Origin of the sequence: Mycolicibacterium rhodesiae (genome assembly GCF_002086695.1) — a bacterium.
Lineage (GTDB): Bacteria > Actinomycetota > Actinomycetes > Mycobacteriales > Mycobacteriaceae > Mycobacterium > Mycobacterium rhodesiae.
Genome location: NZ_MVIH01000007.1, coordinates 114,584 through 133,116, shown reverse-complemented (window position 1 = coordinate 133,116; position 18,533 = coordinate 114,584). Strand labels below are relative to the sequence as shown.

The 18,533-nt window shown below is 67.4% G+C and carries 16 protein-coding genes; 7 read left to right on the top strand and 9 right to left on the bottom strand.

Annotated features, from left to right (window positions below):
• A complete protein-coding gene (dnaE, locus tag BST42_RS16545; RefSeq protein ID WP_083120401.1) occupies positions 1–3,558 on the bottom strand; it encodes a DNA polymerase III subunit alpha in 3,558 nt (1,185 codons plus the stop codon).
• A gap of 114 nt (positions 3,559–3,672) precedes the next feature.
• On the opposite strand from dnaE, the gene BST42_RS16540 reads away from it, so the two are divergent.
• Positions 3,673–4,044 (top strand): YidH family protein, encoded by a 372-nt coding sequence (locus BST42_RS16540; RefSeq protein WP_083120400.1) that lies wholly within the window; start codon positions 3,673–3,675, stop codon positions 4,042–4,044.
• The gene (locus tag BST42_RS16535) at positions 4,041–4,370 is read left to right on the top strand and encodes a DUF202 domain-containing protein (RefSeq protein ID WP_083120399.1); all 330 of its coding nucleotides are present in this window, start codon (positions 4,041–4,043) and stop codon (positions 4,368–4,370) included. Before BST42_RS16540 ends, BST42_RS16535 begins: the two co-directional genes overlap by 4 nt.
• Here the strand turns inward: BST42_RS16535 and BST42_RS16530 are convergent.
• Both BST42_RS16530 and BST42_RS16525 read right to left on the bottom strand, forming a co-directional pair.
• Complete coding sequence (locus BST42_RS16530) at positions 4,367–4,963, bottom strand: SecDF P1 head subdomain-containing protein (protein ID WP_083120398.1); 597 nt, start codon at positions 4,961–4,963, stop codon at positions 4,367–4,369. The two genes, BST42_RS16535 and BST42_RS16530, sit on opposite strands and share 4 nt — an antisense overlap.
• Before the next feature lie 27 nt (positions 4,964–4,990).
• Complete coding sequence (locus tag BST42_RS16525) at positions 4,991–6,226, bottom strand: Rv1490 family membrane protein (RefSeq protein WP_083120397.1); 1,236 nt, start codon at positions 6,224–6,226, stop codon at positions 4,991–4,993.
• A gap of 24 nt (positions 6,227–6,250) precedes the next feature.
• Here BST42_RS16525 and BST42_RS16520 point away from each other — a divergent pair, with 24 nt between their 5' ends.
• Positions 6,251–7,285, top strand: coding sequence for a polysaccharide pyruvyl transferase family protein (locus BST42_RS16520; protein ID WP_110918643.1), 1,035 nt, complete (start codon positions 6,251–6,253; stop codon positions 7,283–7,285).
• On the opposite strand, the gene rarD is transcribed toward BST42_RS16520, so the two are convergent.
• From rarD to lspA, 3 genes are read right to left on the bottom strand one after another with little or no spacing between them, the layout of a single operon-like run.
• On the bottom strand, positions 7,261–8,163 hold the full coding sequence (rarD, locus tag BST42_RS16515; protein WP_083120395.1) for an EamA family transporter RarD: 903 nt from the start codon (positions 8,161–8,163) through the stop codon (positions 7,261–7,263). The genes BST42_RS16520 and rarD overlap by 25 nt on opposite strands.
• Complete coding sequence (locus BST42_RS16510) at positions 8,160–9,086, bottom strand: RluA family pseudouridine synthase (protein ID WP_083120394.1); 927 nt, start codon at positions 9,084–9,086, stop codon at positions 8,160–8,162. Before BST42_RS16510 ends, rarD begins: the two co-directional genes overlap by 4 nt.
• Positions 9,086–9,673, bottom strand: a complete 588-nt coding sequence (gene lspA / locus BST42_RS16505; RefSeq protein WP_083120393.1) for a signal peptidase II — start codon at positions 9,671–9,673, stop codon at positions 9,086–9,088. The genes BST42_RS16510 and lspA overlap by 1 nt, the downstream gene beginning before the upstream one ends.
• Between lspA and BST42_RS16500 the strand changes: the two genes are divergently transcribed.
• Positions 9,672–10,589 (top strand): asparaginase, encoded by a 918-nt coding sequence (locus tag BST42_RS16500; protein WP_083120392.1) that lies wholly within the window; start codon positions 9,672–9,674, stop codon positions 10,587–10,589. The two genes, lspA and BST42_RS16500, sit on opposite strands and share 2 nt — an antisense overlap.
• Here the strand turns inward: BST42_RS16500 and BST42_RS16495 are convergent.
• From BST42_RS16495 to BST42_RS16485, 3 genes are all read right to left on the bottom strand, one after another.
• Positions 10,554–11,915, bottom strand: a complete 1,362-nt coding sequence (locus BST42_RS16495) for a DNA polymerase IV (RefSeq protein ID WP_237159476.1) — start codon at positions 11,913–11,915, stop codon at positions 10,554–10,556. The two genes, BST42_RS16500 and BST42_RS16495, sit on opposite strands and share 36 nt — an antisense overlap.
• A gap of 52 nt (positions 11,916–11,967) precedes the next feature.
• A complete protein-coding gene (ileS, locus tag BST42_RS16490) occupies positions 11,968–15,111 on the bottom strand; it encodes an isoleucine--tRNA ligase (protein WP_083120522.1) in 3,144 nt (1,047 codons plus the stop codon).
• A gap of 234 nt (positions 15,112–15,345) precedes the next feature.
• Positions 15,346–15,849: a hypothetical protein gene (locus tag BST42_RS16485; RefSeq protein WP_133057471.1), complete on the bottom strand. Its 504-nt coding sequence runs from the start codon at positions 15,847–15,849 to the stop codon at positions 15,346–15,348.
• A 224-nt stretch (positions 15,850–16,073) separates the two neighbouring features.
• Between BST42_RS16485 and BST42_RS16480 the strand changes: the two genes are divergently transcribed.
• Genes BST42_RS16480 through BST42_RS16470 form a run of 3 tightly spaced genes read left to right on the top strand, consistent with a single transcriptional unit; the run spans position 16,074 to position 18,522 of the window.
• Positions 16,074–16,430, top strand: a complete 357-nt coding sequence (locus BST42_RS16480; protein ID WP_083120389.1) for a transcriptional regulator — start codon at positions 16,074–16,076, stop codon at positions 16,428–16,430.
• A gap of 40 nt (positions 16,431–16,470) precedes the next feature.
• Positions 16,471–17,205, top strand: a complete 735-nt coding sequence (locus tag BST42_RS16475; protein WP_083120388.1) for a hypothetical protein — start codon at positions 16,471–16,473, stop codon at positions 17,203–17,205.
• Positions 17,206–17,244: 39 nt separating this feature from the next.
• Positions 17,245–18,522, top strand: coding sequence for a glycosyltransferase (locus BST42_RS16470; RefSeq protein ID WP_083120387.1), 1,278 nt, complete (start codon positions 17,245–17,247; stop codon positions 18,520–18,522).
• Positions 18,523–18,533: the final 11 nt, after the last annotated feature.

The window sequence follows — 18,533 nt, the reverse complement described above, 5'->3', positions numbered from 1 at the left end:
CTAGCCTCCGAGGCAGCCCGGCCCCAGTAACGCCTTGAGATCGCCCATCAGCGCAGAGGACGGCGTCACCCGCAGCGACTGATCGAGTTCCAAAGTGGTGATCCGGTCACCACTGATCAACCGTAGATGCACCTGAGCTGTACCCGGATGGCGAGCCAGCACCTGCTTGAGTGCGCTCACCTTGTCCATCGTGCACTGCCGGGTGGGCAGACTCACCGCAAGGGGCCGGTTCGCCTGTGCACCTGAAAAGTCCGGCACCACAAGCTCATTGGCGATCAACGAGATCCGGTCGTCCTGGATGCGAACCTTGCCGCCCACGAGCACCACCGCGTCGTCGGCGATCTCGGCGCCGAACAACGAATACGTCTGCGGGAAGAACATCACCTCGATGCCGCCGGTGAGATCCTCCAACTGCGCTGAGGCCCAGGGCATTCCGTTCTTGTTGACCCGCCGGTTGACACCGGCCAGAATACCGCCGACCCGAACCTGGGTGTCATTGGCGACGTCCCCGCCGAGGATCGCCGGGATCTGAGTATCCACCTGGGCGTTCAGCAGGTGGGCAACGCCGTTGAGCGGATGCCCGGATACGTACAGTCCCAGCATCTCCCGCTCGAGGGCCAGTTTGTGCTTGTCGTCCCATTCCTCGTCGGGCACGCGGATGGTGAACGCCGAGTCGCCGCTGTCGGCGCCGTCGCCGTCTCCCCCGCCGAACAGATCGAACTGTCCGATCGCTTCCGCTTTCTTGGTGCCAAGCACCGAATCGACGGCATCGGTGTGCACCAGGAACAGGCCCTTGCGCGGATGCTTCAGCGAATCGAAAGCCCCTGCTTTGATCAGGGATTCGGTGACCTTCTTGTTGCAGGCCGCGATGTCGATCTTGTTCAGGTAGTCGGAGAAGTCGGTGAACTTGCCCTTGTCGGTCCTGGTGGCGATCAACGAACTGACCACGTTGGCGCCGACGTTGCGGATCGCGCCGAGCCCGAACCGGATGTCGTCGTCCACCGAGGCGAAGTTCTGCACCGACTCGTTGACATCGGGCGGCAGGACCGTGATACCCAGCCGGCGGCAGTCGGCGAGGTAGACCGCAGCCTTGTCCTTGTCGTCACCGACCGAGGTGAGCAGCCCGGCCATGTACTCGGCCGGGAAATTGGCTTTGAGGTAGGCGGTCCAGTAGGACACCAATCCATAGCCGGCGGCGTGCGATTTATTGAACGCGTACCCGGCGAACGGAAGAATGGTGTCCCACAGCGCTTTCACCGCCTTCTCGGAGAACCCGTTGGCGGTCATCCCCTCCTTGAAGCCCTGGTACTCCGCCTCGAGCACCTCGAGCTTCTTCTTGCCCATGGCTTTTCGCAGCGCATCGGCCTTGCCCATCGAGTAGGAGGCGACCTTCTGGGCGATGAACATGATCTGCTCTTGGTAGACGATCAGACCGTATGTCTCGGACAGAATCTCCTTGAGCGGTTCCTCGAGCTCAGGATGGATCGGCTTGATCGCCTGTCGGTTGTTCTTGCGATCGGCGTAGTCGTTGTGGGCGTTCATGCCCATCGGACCGGGCCGGTACAGCGCCAGCACGGCGACGATGTCGTTGAACTCCGTGGGCTGCATGCGCCGCAACAGGTCCCGCATCGGCCCGCCGTCGAGTTGGAACACCCCGAGGGTGTCTCCGCGCCCCAACAGTTCGTAGGCCTTGGGATCGTCCAGCGGAAGCGAATCCAAATCCACGTCGATGCCGCGGTTGGCTTTGATGTTCTCGATGCAGTCGCCGATGATCGTGAGGTTCCGCAGGCCGAGGAAGTCCATCTTCAGCAGGCCGATGGCCTCACACGACGGGTAATCCCAGCCGGTGATGATCGCGCCGTCCTGCGGCCGCTTCCACAGCGGGATCGCCTCGATCAGCGGCTGGGAGCTCATGATCACCGCGCACGCGTGCACACCGGCGTTGCGGACCAGTCCCTCCAGGCCACGCGCGGTCTCGTAGATGGTGCGCACGTCGGGATCGGTGTCGATCAAGGCGCGAACCTCGGCGGCCTCCTTGTACCGCTCGTGGTTCGGGTCGGTGATCCCCGCCACCGAGATGTCCTTGGCCATGATCGGCGGCGGCAGTGCCTTGGTGATCCGGTCGGCTATCGCGAAGCCCGGCTGGCCGTAGTGGACACGGGCCGAATCCTTCAGCGCCGCCTTGGTTTTGATGGTGCCGAAGGTGATGACCTGGGCGACCCGGTCACTTCCCCACTTCTCGGCGGCGTAGCGCACCATCTCACCGCGGCGACGATCGTCGAAGTCGATATCGATATCGGGTGCGGACGGGCGTTCCGGGTTGAGGAACCGCTCGAACAGCAGCCCGTGCGGGATCGGGTCGATATTGGTGATGCCCAGCGCGTAGGCCACCAGCGACCCGGCGGCCGAACCACGGCCTGGGCCGACCCGGATGTCGATCGACTTCGCGTAGTTGATCAGGTCGGCCACGATCAGGAAGTACGACGGAAAACCCTTGCCGCAGATGACGTCGATCTCGTAGCTGGCCCGCTCGGTGTACTCCGGCGGCACCGCGTCCGGGAAACGCCGACGAAGACCGGCCGCGACCTCGTGGCGCAGCCAGCTGCCCTGGTCGTGGCCGTCCGGCACCGGGAAGATCGGCATCCGGTCGGTGGGGGCCCACACGTCGGCGTAGGACTGCACCCGCTCGGCGATCAGCAGCGTCGAATCGCAGGCCTCGGGGACCTCCGCGTCCCACAGCGCGCGCATCTCCGCCGCCGACTTCAGGAAGTAGCCGTCGCCGTCGAACTTGAACCGGTTGGGGTCCGACAGCGTCTTGCCGGTCTGGATGCACAGCAGCGCTTCGTGGTTGTGCGACGCGTCGCGGGTCACATAGTGGCAGTCGTTGGTCGCCAGGGCCGGGATACCGAGCTTGCGGCCGACGTCCAGCAGACCTTCGCGGACCCGGCGCTCGATCGAGAGCCCGTGGTCCATCAGCTCGAGGAAGTAATTATCCGGCCCGAAGATCTCCCGCCACTTGGCGGCCGCCTCCAGCGCCTCCTTCTCGTGGCCCAGCCGCAGCCGGGTCTGGACCTCACCCGACGGGCAGCCCGTGGTGGCGATGATGCCGGCGGCGTGCTCGGCGATGATCTCGGCATCCATCCGGGACCACTTGCCGAGCTGGCCCTCGAACGAGGCGAGCGTCGACAGCTTGAACAGGTTGCGCAGGCCGGTGGCATTCTCGGCGACCATCGTCATGTGCGTGTAGGAGCCGCTGCCCGACACGTCGTCACTCTTCTGGCCGGGATCACCCCACAGGATGCGCCGGGTGTCAAAGCGGGATCCGGGCGCGATGTAGGCCTCGACGCCGATGATCGGTTTGATGCCGACCTTGGTGGCGGCGTTGTAGAACTCGCTGGCCCCGAACATGTTTCCGTGGTCGGTCATGCCGATGGCGGGCATCTCGAGGCGCTGCGCCTCGGCGAGCATGGGCGTGATCTTCGCTGCACCGTCGAGCATCGAGTACTCGGTGTGGTTGTGCAGGTGCACAAAAGAGCCGGCAGAAGTTCCAGTACCCATAGGCCCGTCAGTCTAGGGCCGCCGACCGACAGCCTTCGGCGTGTCGCGTCCGTGTCTGGCGGCTCGTGTCGATTCTCTTCGCGCCGGCCCGCCAGTCCTGATAGGCAGAAGCCTATGTTCGCGCCCAAGCCCCCGCTGCGCAGTGTGGGCAGTGACCCCGACTACCGGTTCACCCTGGCCAACGAGCGGACCTTCCTGGCCTGGTTGCGGACCGGTTTGGCGCTGCTGGCCGGGGCGGTGGCACTGGCCAGCCTGGTCCACGATTTCGGGCCGCGTCCGTTCCGGATCGTGATCACGGTGCTGCTCCTGGTGCTGTCGCTGGTGGTCACCGCGGGCGCGTACGTCCGGTGGGATCGCGCCGAGCGGGCGATGCGGGAGAAGCGGCCGCTACCGACCGATCCGCTGCCCCGGATCATCGTCTCCGGCGCGGCGATCATCATCGTGGCCGCGGCGGTGCTGGTCTACCTTGCCGAGTTCGGCCGGTGACCGAGAACCCGGACGTCACGGCGGCGGCCGAGCGCACGGCGCTGGCGTGGCAGCGCACGACCATCGGGGTGCTGGCGATCGGGGCCCTGCTCGTGCGGTGGAGCGTGGTCGAACGGTTTCCGCTGTGGCCGGGCATCGTGCTCGTCACGGCAGCCGCACTGGCCAGCCTGATTCTGGTCCGGCGCCGCTACCAACGGGTCCGCGCGGCGCTGCTGGCCGCGCAGACGCCGCTTTCGCGCTACCTCGTCCCCGGGGCCACCGCGGTCATGCTGGTGCTCGTCGCCGTCGTGGGCGCGGCGATGCTCGTGGAGTACGCCCGCCTCTAGGCCTCGTCTTTGAGCATTCGGGCGATCTCGCGAGCCTGTTCCTCGGTCACGTCACCGGAGAGCTGCAGCACCTCGCCGTCGATCCGCTCGGTGATCTTCGGCGCCCACACCACCAGGTTGGACCGCACGAACGCGACCTGCTGATCGATGTGGGATGCGGTGAAATCGGCGAACGCCCGCGCCGACTCCGGAGTCATCGTGACCTGCACCATCTGCTTGGCGGTCAGCGGGTTCAGGAAGGAGTCGACGTCGGTGAGCTGAACCGTCAACGCCTGCGGCCCAAGCTCGTACACCGCGGACTTGACGATGTCGCAGATGCGCAGCGGCGCCTCGGGCGGCGTCGGAGGCGGCGGGTCGCAGTCCCCGGGCCGGATCACGAACGGCCCCCCGGTTACCGGCCGCAGTGACAGCGGCTTGATGGTCAGCGGAGGAGCAGTGGTGGTCGTGGTCGTCATCGAGGCGGCGTCCTGCCGCTTGGTCAGGACGCCGGGGGTGAGCAACACCCCGAGGACGGGCACCACGATCGCCGCCGCGGCCAGCGCCGCCACCACCGCGATCATGATCCGCCGGTTACGGGGGGACTTGTCGGTCATGCGCTCCTCGATCTGAGTTTCTCTGGTTCACATCGGAACCGGCGCACCGAAGCCGGGGATGATCCCGATCGGGATCACCGCCAGCAGGATCACGCCGACAGCGAACACGATCAGCGTGCGGCGGGTCGGTGGCTCATCGATTTCGGGCTGGTCGCGGGTGTACAGCAAAAAGACGACCCCGAGGTCGAAGGCGATGATCACCCACCACCGGACCCAATCGACCCCGGTCGCGAACACCGGCAGGATCATCACGATCCCGACCAGCATGGCCAGCGGCCGGCCCCGCAGGATTGCGGTGTACCGCCGGACCGGAACGCCCGCAACATGACTGATCGCCAGCATGCCGATGATCAGCGTGGCCACTCCGTAGACGGTCGAACCCGCCAGCGCGACGACGCCGATGCTGCCGACGAACCGCAGGCCTTCGCTGAAGGTCATGTCGAACAGTGGCAGGAAGGCCCGGCAGAACCAGTCGTGGTAGTCGACGTAGTAGTGGAATCCGCTCAGCAGCTGGCCGATGGTCGGTTTGCCTGCCAGCGGGTGGTTCATCGGTCCGTGCTGCACCAGCTGACACAGCTGCGGGGATACCTTCTGCTTGCCGAATGCGGCCAGCGCCAGCGCCACCAGTACAGACGGTCCGAGCGCCGCCACCACACTGGCCCAGAACGCCTTGGCGTCCAGATGCCGCGCCAGCACCGTCAGCGCCGACAGCACGCCGAGCCCGAACAGGAACGGCGTCGCCTCGTGGATCAGCGTCAACACGGCAAGCGTCAAACCATAGACAGCACTGGCGATTACGGTCGCACGGGCGGTGGCGACCCTGGTCAGCACGACGGCGAAGAAGGCCATCGCGGCGCCACCCAGCAGATCAGTGCGCGCCGAGAACAGCGCGAACGCGAACCCGAACGGCAGCACGGGGATCAGCAGGGCGATCAACCGCCGTCGCTGCGATCGACCGGACCTGACGGCGACAGCCCAGGCCACCACGGCAAGGCCGAGAACGAAGGCGACCGTCGGAATCCAGCGCAGCACAGCCAGACCACCGAAGTAGTGCGCGGCGCCGAACAGACCCAGCAGCTCGCCGGCAAGTCCGCGCCGGATGAAACCCACCGAGTAGTCGATGGCGAAGTAGGAATACCAATAGCCGTCGGGGACCACCGTGATCGCCAACGTCAAAAGGACCGCGGCCCACAGCATCAGCAGCGCCGTGAACGTGATGAAGAAGCCGCGCCTGCTCCCGGTGTCGACCGCGGTGCTCGGCATCGGATGAGTATAGGGTCGGTCCACGTGAGCCAAGATGCGACGGTCGCCTATCTGGGCTTCCACGACAAGGACAATCTCGGCGACGACGCGATTTACGACGCGGTGAAATCCCAGCTGCCCGGCGTCACGTTCGCCGACATCCCGCGGTTGGCGCACGAATTCGTCTTTCCCCTCGGCGCGGCGCTGCACCGGGCGCGCACGCCCAGCACGCTGGTGATGGGCGGCGGGACGCTGGTCGGGGTCCGCTACTTCCGGCTGCTCGCCAGGGCGGGCCTTGCGGTGACCAAGAACACCGGGAAGTACGCGATCGGCGTCGGGGTTCAGGACCCGGGTTATGCCGGGCGTGGCAGCGGATCCGGCAATGACGAGCTCACCAAATGGAAGCCGATCCTGGCCGGGTTCGACTCGGTGTCGGTACGCGGACCCCGCAGCGTCGAACTGCTCGCCGACATCGGGCTGACCGCCGAGGTGACCGGCGATCCGGCTCTGATCCTGCCGCGGCCCGCGGTGCCGGTCGAGGACGGCCTGATCGGGGTCAACCTCGGCTACGGCGACGACCTGTGGGGGCATGACCCGGCCGGTGTCGCCAACCACGTCGCGGCCGCCGTGCGGGAACTCGCGGGCCGCGGTCATCGGTTCGTCGGCATCCTGATGAACCCGAGCGACCGCAAGTGGCTGGAGGTGGCCTTCGAGGGTGTGCAGGCCGACATCGTGCGGCCGCCCGACGCCGCCGCGGCCGCCCGGGAATTCGCCCGCTGCTCGGCGGCGATCGTCTGCCGCCTGCACGCCGGAATCCTCGCCGCGCTGTCGGACACCCCGGTGGTGTCCCTTGAGTATCAACCGAAGTGCCGCGACTTCGCGATGTCGATCGACGACGAGCGCTCGCTGATCCGCACCGATCAGGTCACCGGCACCGCCGTCGTCGACCGGGTTCTGGAATCGCTGGCCGACTCACGCGCCATCCGGGCCAACAAGCACGCCGCAGTCGACCGGCTGCGCACCCAGTTGGACTCCGAGTACAGCGCGCTGCGCCGTCAGCTCGGCGTCGCGGGCGCCTGACGGGCCCGCCGCAGCGCGTCACCGCTGAACACCAGCAGCGCCAGCCAGATCAGCGCGAAACCGGCCCAGCGGGCCGGCGGCATCGGCTCGTGCGCCACCAGCACACCCCAGGTCATCTGCATGGCCGGATTCAAGTACATCAACAGCCCGAGGGTGACCAGGGGCAGGCGCTGGGCGGCGGCGGCGAAGAACAGCAGCGGGATCGCGGTGATCGGCCCGGACAGCATCATCAACGCCATGTGACCCGGCCCGTTACTGGCGAACTGGCCGTGCCCACCAAGTTGCAGCACGACGATGTAGGCGATGGCGAAGGGGGCGGCGATCGCGGCCTCCACCCCCACGCTGACCCGCGGGTCGGTGGGGACCACCTTTTTGACCACCCCGTAGAGACCGAACGTCGAGGCCAGCCCGAGCGCGATGATCGGCGGGCCGCCGACCTCGATGCCGAGCAGGATCACCGCGGCCAACGCGATCAGCACGGCCACCACCTGGGCCCGGTTGAGCCGCTCCCGGAAGATCAGCACCCCGAGCAGCACACTGATCAGCGGATTGATGAAGTAGCCGAGCGCGGCGTCGACGACATGGCCGTTGCTGACCGCGAAGATGAAGATGACCCAGTTGGCCGACACCAGCGCCGAGGCACAGAGCAGCAGAAGCCAGGTGCGTCCGGTGATCGACCGCAGGTCGGACAGTTTCCGCATCGCGACGACCACACCGGCCATCAACACCGTCGTCCAGATGATGCGGTGAGCCAGAACCTCCAGGGCCCCAGCCGGTTTCAGCAGCGGGAAGAACGCCGGGAACAGACCCCAGGACCCGTAGGCACCGATGCCGTAGAGCAGACCGCTGGTCTTGGTGTCCTGTTTGGGGGTCGTCACGATTCGCCGCGCAGCACATCCAATGCGTGCTGCAGATCCGCTGGGTACGGAGCGGTGACCTCGAAGTGCCTACCGTCGGCAGGATGGGCGAACGCCAGGGAACGCGCGTGCAGCCACTGCCGTTCCAGGCCGAGGCGCTTGGCCAGGACCGGGTCGGCGCCGTAGGTCAGATCACCGGCGCACGGGTGGTGCAGCGCGGCGAAGTGCACCCGGATCTGGTGCGTGCGACCGGTTTCCAGGTGGATGTCGAGAAGACTTGCGGCCCGGAACATTTCGACGGTGTCGTAGTGGGTGATGCTGTGCCGCCCGGTCTCGGTGACGGCGAACTTCCAGTCGTGGCCGCGGTGCCTGCCGATCGGCGCGTCGATGGTTCCGCTGGACGGGTCCGGATGTCCCTGCACCACAGCGTGATACCGCTTGTCGACGGTGCGCTGCTTGAACGCCCGCTTGAGTAGCGTGTAGGCCCGCTCGGAAAGCGCGACGACCATGACACCCGATGTGCCGACGTCGAGTCGGTGCACGATGCCCTGCCGCTCGTGGATTCCCGAGGTGCTGATCCGGAATCCGGCCGCGGCCAGGCCGCCCAGCACGGTCGGTCCGTGCCAGCCGACGGTGGCGTGCGCGGCCACCCCCGGCGGTTTGTCGACGACGACGATGTCGGCGTCGGAGTACAGGATCGTCATGCCCTCGATCTCTTCGGGCGTGTTCTCCGGCGGAGGCGCTTCCTCGGGGATCTGCACGTGCAGCCACGCGCCGGCTTCGAGCCGGTCGGACTTGCCCGCCCGCGCGCCGTCGAGCTCGACGCCGCCGTCCTCGGCGATCGCGGCGGCGGCGGTCCGGGACAACCCCAGCAGCCGGGCCAGGCCCGCGTCAACGCGCATGCCGGCCAGACCCTCGGGGACCGGCATGGACCGTTCGGTCATCAGGCCGTCTCGGCCTTGTCGTCGCTGGCGGCGGCCGGCTCGGCCGTGCGACGGCCCGCCGTGTCGAAGTCGTAGCCGAACAGCGACAGCCCGACCAGCAGGATGGCGCCGCCGACTACGGCGGGATCGGCCACGTTGAACACCGGCCACCAGCCGATGGAGAGGAAGTCGACGACGTGCCCGCGCAGCGGGCCGGGCGAGCGGAAGAACCTGTCCACCAGGTTGCCCAGTGCGCCGCCCAGGATCATTCCGAGCCCCAGCGCCCACCACGGCGACACCAGCCGTCGGCCCATCCAGAAGATGCCGATCACCACACCGGTGGCGACCAGCGTCAACACCCAGGTGTAACCGGTGGCCATCGAGAAGGCGGCACCGGAGTTGCGTACCAGCGTCCAGGTCACGGTGTCGCCGATGATCGACACCGGTTGGCCGGGCGTCAGCCACCGCACGGCCAGCACCTTGGTGATCACATCCAGGGCCAGCACCACGCCCGCCACCGACAGCAGCAGCCGCAGCCGGCGTGGTGGCTTGGTGCTGTCCGGAGATTCGTCGGTCACACCCCCATCATTCCCTAGTCTGTTGGGCATGCCCCGACTCGTCGTCGTTACCACCGGCGGGACGATCGCCACCAGCGCCGACGACGAGGGCGTGCTGCGGCCGGTGCACGGCGGCGCCGAGCTGGTGGCCGGGCACGACGCGCACGTGATCGACCTGTTCACCCTGGACAGCTCCCAGCTGACGCCGGCCGAGTGGGTGCGGATCGCAGACGCTGTCACCGCGGCCGCCACCGGGGCCGACGGCGTCGTCGTCACGCACGGCACCGATTCGATGGAAGAGACCGCCCTGTGGCTGGAGCTGACGTACGGCGGTGACGCGCCGGTGGTCGTCACCGGCGCCGCCCGGTCGGCCGACGCCCCGGACGCCGACGGGCCTGCCAACCTGCGCGACGCTCTCGCGGTGGCGGCCAGCCCGCAGGCCCGCGGCCTGGGGGTGCTGATCTGCTTCGCCGGGTGGGTGCGCCCGGCGCTGGGCACGACGAAGGTCGGCGGCCCCGATCTGTTCGGCGGCGCCTCGCCCGTGGGCCGGGTCCGCGAGGGGACAGTCGAGTGGACCGGCGATACGCGGCGGGCGTACCTCGGCCCGGTCGCCGGGGCGGCACGGGTCGACATCGTGGCTGCCTATCCCGGGGCCGACGGCACCGCGATCGACGCGTTCGTCGACGCCGGTGCGGTCGGCCTGGTGATCGAGGCGATGGGCGCAGGCAACGCCGGAGCCCCGGTGATCGAGGCGGTGCGCCGGGCCTGCGCCCGCGGGGTGGCCGTGGCGGTGACCACCCGGGTCCCCGGCGGCCAGACGGCGGCGGCCTACGGGCCGGGCCACGACCTGGTACGCGCCGGGGCGGTGCTGGTGCCGCGGTTGCGCAGCAGCCAGGCCCGGGTGCTGGTGATGGCGGCGTTGAGCGCGGGGCTACCCGTGGCCGACATCGTCGCCCGCCTGGGCTGACGCCCGGCTTTCCAGACCCCCGACGTACTCGGCCCAGTCCAGGCTGTCGACCGGGTTGGCTTTCACCAGGTCTGGCTGGTCGATGGCGAACGTCCGCATCACCCCCGGCCCGCTGCCGCGCGTTTCGAAGCGCACGCTGACCACGCCGTGACCGGCGCCCTGCACCCAGCCGTGGCCGAGGTCGGGATGGCTGACGTCGTCTCCGATGCGCCAGCCGCCGGCTTCGGGCACCGGCACCGGCATCGCCGCCTGGGTGTCCGGCGCCTCGGCGACCTCGGCCTCCACCTGCTCGAGATCGGGGAACAGCGACTCCTGGCGGACATCGGACAGCCCGGAAAAGCCAACGCCCAGAAGGCGAATGGGCCCGACCTCCCGGGGGTTGAGAAGAAGCCGGTACGCGGTGGCGGTCAGGGTGCCAAGGTTGCCGGTGGCGTACGGCAGTGTTGCCGAGCGGGTGAGGGTGCTCATGTCGGACCGCTTGAGCTTGACGGTGACCGTGCGGGCGGCGCGACCGTCGCGCTGCAGCCGTTGGTGGGCGTGCTCGGCGATCGGGCCGATGGCGTCACGCAACTGCTCCATGGTGGTGAGGTCGGCGGGGAACGTCGACTCGGCGCTGATCTGCTTGGCCTCGGCGCGTTCGGCCACCGGGCGGTCGTCGATGCCGCGGGCCAGACGGTGCAGCGCAGGACCCACGGTGGCCCCAAGGATGCTGGCCGCCTCGGCGTCGGTCAGCGCGGCCAGCTGGCCGATGGTGTCGATACCGAGCCGGTGCAGCTTGTCCTCGGCGACCGGGCCGATCCCCCACAACCGGCGCACCGGCAAGCCGTCGAGCAGGGTGCGCTCCTCGTCGCGCCGGACCACCCGAAACCCGTCGGGCTTCGCGAGGTCCGAGGCGATCTTCGCGATCTGTTTGCCCGATCCGGCGCCGACGGAGGCCACCAGGCCGGTCTCTTCGCGGACTCGGCGGCGCAGCAGTACGGCGAACTCCTCGACCTGCTCGGCGCTGGCCCCGGCCAGTTCGATCGGCTCACCGAAGGCCTCATCGAATGACAGCTGCTCGAGGACGGGCACCATCGCGCGCACCGTGTCGAGCACCCGCCGGCTGGCCACCCCGTAGACGACGCCGCGGGGTGGCAGCACCACCGCGGCCGCGCCGACCATGCGCCGCGCCTGGTGCATCGGCATCGCCGAGCGGGCGCCGAACACCCGCGCCTCGTAGCTGGCGCCGGCCACCACACCGCGGCCGCCGAGACCGCCGACCAGAACAGGGCGGCCACGCAGGGTGGGGCGGGTCAGCTGTTCGACGGACGCGAAGAACGCATCCATGTCGAAATGCAAGACCCAGCGCTCCACGCGTCGATGCTATTGGCTGAGTGCGTCAGGCCTTGGCGATCGCGACCCGCACCCCGTCGCCGATCTCCACGCCGTCGACCGGCTCGCCGAAGTCGAAACTCGTCGCCAGGATCTCGCCGGCGATCAGATCGGTGTGCGCCGCAGCCCAATCCGCCCGTTCGGCCGGCACCGACATGACCACCCGGATGCGGTCACTGACGTCCAAGCCGCTGGATTTGCGCAGATCCTGCAGCTCGCGAATCCGGTCCTTGGCCCAGCCCTCGGCCTCCAGCTCCGGGGTGACAGCGCCGTCCAGCACCACCAGGCCGGCACCGTCGGGCAACGCAGCCGTCCACTCCGGATCGGCGGCCACCAGCTTGGCGGTGAACTCCTCGGGTAGCAGCACGGCCGGCCCCGCGGTCAGCGTGCCGTCGGCGTTGAGGATGTAATCACCGGCCTTGACGGCCTTGATCGCGGCCTGCACGTCCTTGCCGATGCGCGGTCCGGCGGCGCGGGCGTTGACCGCGAGCTCGAATCGGCCGTAGGCGGGCACGTCATCGGTGAGCTCGACGGCCTTGACGTTCAGCTCGTCGGCGATCAGATCCGCGAAGGGTTCAAGACTCTTCGGATTATCCACTGCGACAGTGAGTTTCGGCAGTGGCAGGCGAACCCGGAGCTTCTTGGCCTTGCGCAGCGAGGACGCCGTCGAGCATACGTCGCGCACCTGGTCCATGGCGGCCACCAACGCCGGGTCGGCCGGGACCACGTCCGCCTGCGGCCAGTCGGTCAGATGCACGGAGCGCTCACCGGTCAAACCGCGCCAGATCACCTCGGTGGCCATCGGCAGCAGCGGGGCCGCCAGTCGGGTGGTCACCTCCAGCACGGTGTGCAGGGTGTCGATGGCGTCGGGGTCCTCTTCCCAGAAGCGCGAACGTGACCGGCGCACATACCAGTTCGTCAAAGCTTCGGTGAACTGGCGCAGTTGCTCGCACGCACCGGAGATGTCGCAGACGTCCATCGACTCGGTCAGCTGGTCGCGCAACTCCGCGAGCTTGGCCAGGATGTAGCGGTCCAGCACGTGGGTCGAATTCGTGCGCCAGGTCCCGACTTTCGGCGCGTACAAGGTGAGGAAGCTGTAGGCGTTCCACAGCGGGAGCAGTACCTGGCGGACACCTTCGCGGATACCCTGCTCGGTGACGATCAGGTTGCCGCCCCGCAGGATCGGCGAGGCCATCAGGAACCAGCGCATCGCGTCCGAGCCGTCGCGGTCGAACACCTCGTTGACGTCGGGATAGTTACGCAGCGACTTGCTCATCTTGGCGCCGTCGTTGCCGAGCACGATCCCATGTGACACACAGGTTTTGAAGGCCGGCCGGTCGAACAGTGCGGTGGCCAGCACGTGCAGGGTGTAGAACCAGCCGCGGGTCTGCCCGATGTACTCCACGATGAAGTCACCGGGGAAATGAGCTTCTTCCCCTCCCGCCGCCCCACCCAGGAACCAGTCCTCGTTCTCGAACGGGTAGTGCACCTGCGCGTACGGCATCGACCCGGAGTCGAACCACACATCGAAGACGTCCTCGATTCGGCGCATCGTCGAGTTGCCGGACGGGTCGTCGGGATTGGGCCGCGTCAACTCGTCGATGTAGGGCCGGTGCAGATTGTCAGGGCGCACCCCGAAGTCACGCTCGAGCTCGTCGAGGCTGCCGTATACATCGATCCGGGGGTACGCCGGGTCATCGGATACCCACACCGGAATCGGGGTGCCCCAGTATCGGTTTCGCGAGATCGACCAGTCCCTCGCACCGGACAGCCACTTGCCGAACTGACCGTCCTTGACGTGGTCGGGATACCAGGTGATCTGCTGGTTGAGTTCGACCATCCGGTCGCGGAACTCGGTGACCTTGACGAACCACGACGACACCGCGCGGTAGATCAGCGGATTGCGGCAGCGCCAGCAGTGTGGATATGAGTGGTCGTAGGTTTCCTGGCGGATCAGCACCGGGGTGTTCACGGCCGCGGCGGCCGTCCCGTTCTTGAGATCCCGGATGATCTGCGGGTTGGCATCGAACACGTGCTGGCCCTGATAGTCGGGCACGCTGGCGTCGAAGCGGCCCTTGGAGTCAACCGGGGTGACGGGCACGATGCCGACGGTGTCGGTGGTCGCTTTGTCGTCCTCGCCGTAGGCCGGCGCCATGTGCACGATCCCGGTGCCGTCCTCGGTGGTGACGAAGTCACCGCGCAGCACCTGAAAAGCATTGGCGGAGTTCAGGAAGTACGGGAACGGCGGCAAGTAGTGCAGCCCGAGCAGCTGCTCACCGGTGACCGTGGCGAGCACCTCGGGCTCCTCCCCCAGCTCCCGCGCGTAGGCGGCCAGCCGGGCGTGCGCGAGCACCAGGCGCCTGCCGTCCCCCTGCACCACGACGTAGGTGACGTCGGGGTTGACCGCGACCGCCTGGTTGGACGGCAGCGTCCAGGGCGTGGTGGTCCAGATCAGCAGGTAGGCGCCATCGAGATCGGAGCCGGCCTGGTTGATCCGGAACCCGACGGTGATCGCCGGGTCCTGCCTGCTCTGGTAGACGTCGTCGTCCATGCGCAGCTCGTGCGATGACAGCGGGGTCTCGTCGTTCCAGCAGTACGGCAGCACCCGCACGCCCTCGTAGGCCAGGCCCTTGTCCCACAGCTGCTTGAAAGCCCAGATGACCGACTCCATGAACGACAGGTCCAGGGTCTTGTAGTCGTTGTCGAAGTCGACCCAGCGGGCCTGACGGGTCACGTAGTCGCGCCACTCACTGGTGTACTTCAGCACCGAGGCCCGGCAGGCGTCGTTGAATTTCTCGATGCCCATCTCTTCGATCTGGGCTTTGTCGGTGATCCCGAGCTGACGCTGGACCTCGAGTTCGGCGGGCAGCCCGTGGGTGTCCCAGCCGAACCGGCGCTCGACCTTGTAGCCGCGCATCGTGCGGTAGCGCGGCACGATGTCTTTGACGTACCCGGTCAGGAGGTGACCGTAGTGCGGCAGTCCGTTGGCGAACGGCGGACCGTCATAGAAAACGTATTCCTCGGCGCCGTCACGCTGGGCGATGCTGGCCCGGAAGGTGTCGTCGGACGCCCAATAGTCGAGGACATCGAGTTCGAGGGCCGGGAAGCTGGGTGAACCACCAGCCGGCTTCGGATAGCCATTCTCGGTCACGGGCGCGTTCGTCTCCTGTGCCAGGTTTCTGGACACGGGGACGACGACGCGCGGAGTGCGCGAGCGCCGCGGTACCACCCCGCTTACGCACATCGACGTGCGTCGCTCTTGAGAGGCTGTGACGGGCCCACCCGTTCGGTTCTACTCGGTCGTTTCCGCGCCGCGGCGCGGGCCTTTCTTCCGAAGGCTCCCCGGTGATGGCCGGATCGGTGCCGTTGGGAGAGATTCTAGCCGCTAAACGCGGTCCAAAATCGGGGTGGCCTCGGACGTCACACTGATCAGGCCGAGACGGAACTGGTTGGCCAGTTCCTCGACCGTGCAGTGATCCAGCCGGCGCGAGTCGTACCACCAGTCCATCTGCACCTCGCCGTCGCAGCGGTAGGCGAGCACGCCCAGCGCAGGACCGTCGGCCAGTTGCAGCGGCCCGAGCGACGGCTCCGGCGGCAGCCCGAGGAACGAGAACGCGACGTCGGCAGGCGATGTGCTGAGCCGGGCCGGCGTCAGCGCTTCGCGTACCTCGGCCAACAGGTCGTTGGCGTCCATGCTGCGTTCATCGGCACAGCACAGCCGAATCGGCTGCACTGCGGTCAAGCCACTGACCGTCACGAAACCGACCCCGATGGTTCGTGCGATCGCCCGGCCCAGAGCGGCCAGCAGCACTTCCTCGATACCGACCCGCGCAGCCTCGACGGCTCCGTACAGTTCGGCGGTCAGTTCGTGGGACAGGGGCGCCGACAATCGAACCAAATCTTCTGGTCGAGGCCGGCCGGGAATCTCATCATCGACTACCCGCACATTGCTAGACGGGTAGGTCACAGGAGCAACCATGAGCTCACCGTAGCGGGCGTGTCCCATAAATGGGAGACTTATCCCAGAAGTGTGACGACGGTGTCAATTAAGTTATCCATTTGTCGTATGTAGTCAGCGGTACCCAATACCGGGAGTTCGGGTTATTGTGAGGCGTGCCCAGGACCGATGAGAACGGACGCCAGCTCAAAACCCTGCTCGACTACCTTCTCGACGGGGACATCGAAGCCCGAGACATCTACGACGCACTAGGCACCTCCAGCAGCACTTATTACCGGCGGGTGAAGGAGCATGACTACCCGAACGCCGAGGAGTTGCGTCTGGTGGCCTCCCGATTCGGACTCAGCTATCCCGATTTACAAGTGCGATTTGGACTTATGAGTCGCGAAGAACTTCAGCAATATTTCGAATCATCTCCATTTACGTTGGCGACAATTAGAACGGCAACTGCGACTCGTAATCCCGTCAAATTCTCAGAATTGAAGCCTCGACTCGACGCTCCTCCGCTGTAGTATTTGCTGAAGTTATTCGGGGGCGTAAGGCGACGAAGGCATGGGTCTTGGGGCACTAATCACGATCACGCTTGCCTGCGTGGCGTGGAGCCTGTGGATCAGGCGACTCACCTGGTCCTGCCGCTGGGAAGTGGCGGCCACATTGAACATTGCGCTGCAGGGTGCGGCCGTGTTCCTGATGTCGCCGTTCGCCTCCGACACCATCGGCCGGCTGCTGCACTCGCTGACCGGGGTGTGGAACCTCGAGGACTACATCGGCCACGACTGCTACGTCGTGGCGGCCTCCGCGATCGTCTACAACGCGCTCGGCCGACTGCAGGACGACAATGCGACGCAGGCGGCATTCAAGCAATATGTCGAGCGTCCGGCGACGTTGTGCATTCCCTTGCTTTTGGCAACCTTTTCGATGGGCAACGGCGCGAAAATATATCGCTCCGACTTCTTCACCGTGCCCACCGACTTCTGGCTGTCGGCCTACTGGCTGGTGCTGTGCGGGACGCTGATCTACCTGCTCGGCTACGGCGCGCGGGCCCTGTTCGTCCTGCGCCAGGATCCGCGGTCGCGGCGCATCGCCAACATCTATCTGGTGTCGTCGGCCAGCGGCATCCTGGCCTGCACGATCCGCATCGTCACCGCCTACGTCCCCCCGCTCCAAGAGATCGAAGGCGGCAGACTGGTGTGGTTCTTCGCCTGCTTCTGCGGCGCCGGCTTCGCGCTGACATCGGCGCATTCGTGGCGCATCAAGACCCGATGGTTCACCCACACGCCCAGCTGATGGCACGCCCGCCCTGCGCGGGCCCGATAATGGTGATCGATGAAAATCGCGGTGACTATCCACGGAACCCGTGGTGATGTCGAACCCTGTGCGGCGGTAGGACTCGAGTTACAGCGCCGCGGCCACGACGTACATCTGGCTGTCCCACCCAACCTCGTCGCGTTCACCCGTTCTGCGGGCCTGCCGGCCACCGCCTACGGACCCGACTCGCAACAACAGCTGCAGGGCGACGTCTTCGAGCGACCCGATGCCCTGACCGCGGCGGCGCCGGCGGACTGGGTGCGGCTGGGCAATCCGCTGAACGCGCTGCGCAAGGCCAGAGCCGCGGCCACCCGCGGCTGGGACGAGATGAACGACACGCTGCTCGGCATGACCGCGGGCGCCGATCTGATCGTCAGCGGGACGGCCTATCAGGAGATCGCCGCCAACGTCGCCGAGTTCCGCGGCCTTCCGCTGGCCGAGGTGCACTACTTCCCGGTCCGGGCCAACACCCAGGTCCTGCCGGTGCGGCTGCCTGCGCCGATGACCCGGACCGCGTACGCGGCCGGCGAATGGATGCACTGGCAGCTGCTGAGACCGGCCGAAACCAGGCAGCGCCGCACCCTGGGCCTTCCTGCGAGCAGAACCCGACCGGTCGGCCGCATCGTGGCCGCGGGCAGCCTGGAGATCCAGGCCTACGACCCGGTGTTCTTTCCCGGGCTGGCCGGCGAGTGGGGTGACCGGCGACCGCTCATCGGTTCCCTCACGCTGCAGATGCCCACCGAGGTCGACGACGAGACCAGCTCCTGGATCGCTGCGGGCACCCCGCCCGTCTACTTCGGCTTCGGCAGCATGCCGCTGGACTCCCCTGCCGACGCGGTACGGCTGATCACCGACGTGTGCGACGAACTCGGCGAGCGCGCGCTGATCTGCGCCGGGTTCTCCGACTTCGACACCACCGGCACGGCGCCGCACGTCAAGATCGTGCCGTCGGTGAACCATGCCGCGGTGTTCCCGGCCTGCCGCGCGGTGGTCCATCACGGCGGCGCCGGCACCACCGCAGCAGGCATTCGCGCCGGAGTCCCCACCCTGGTGCTGTGGGTAGCGGCCGAACAACCACTCTGGGGCAAACAGGTCGCACGGCTCGGCATCGGCGCGACCCGGCGATTCGCCGCAACCACACGCGGTTCGCTACTAACCGACCTGCGAGCCGTACTGGCTCCCGAAATGGCACACCGGGCTCGTTTGCTCGCCACGCGAATGAGCACGCCGTCAGAGAGCGTCGAGACGGCGGCCGACCTCCTGGAGAAGGCCGCCCGCAACCGCCACGCGGGGTGACGGCCACGCTG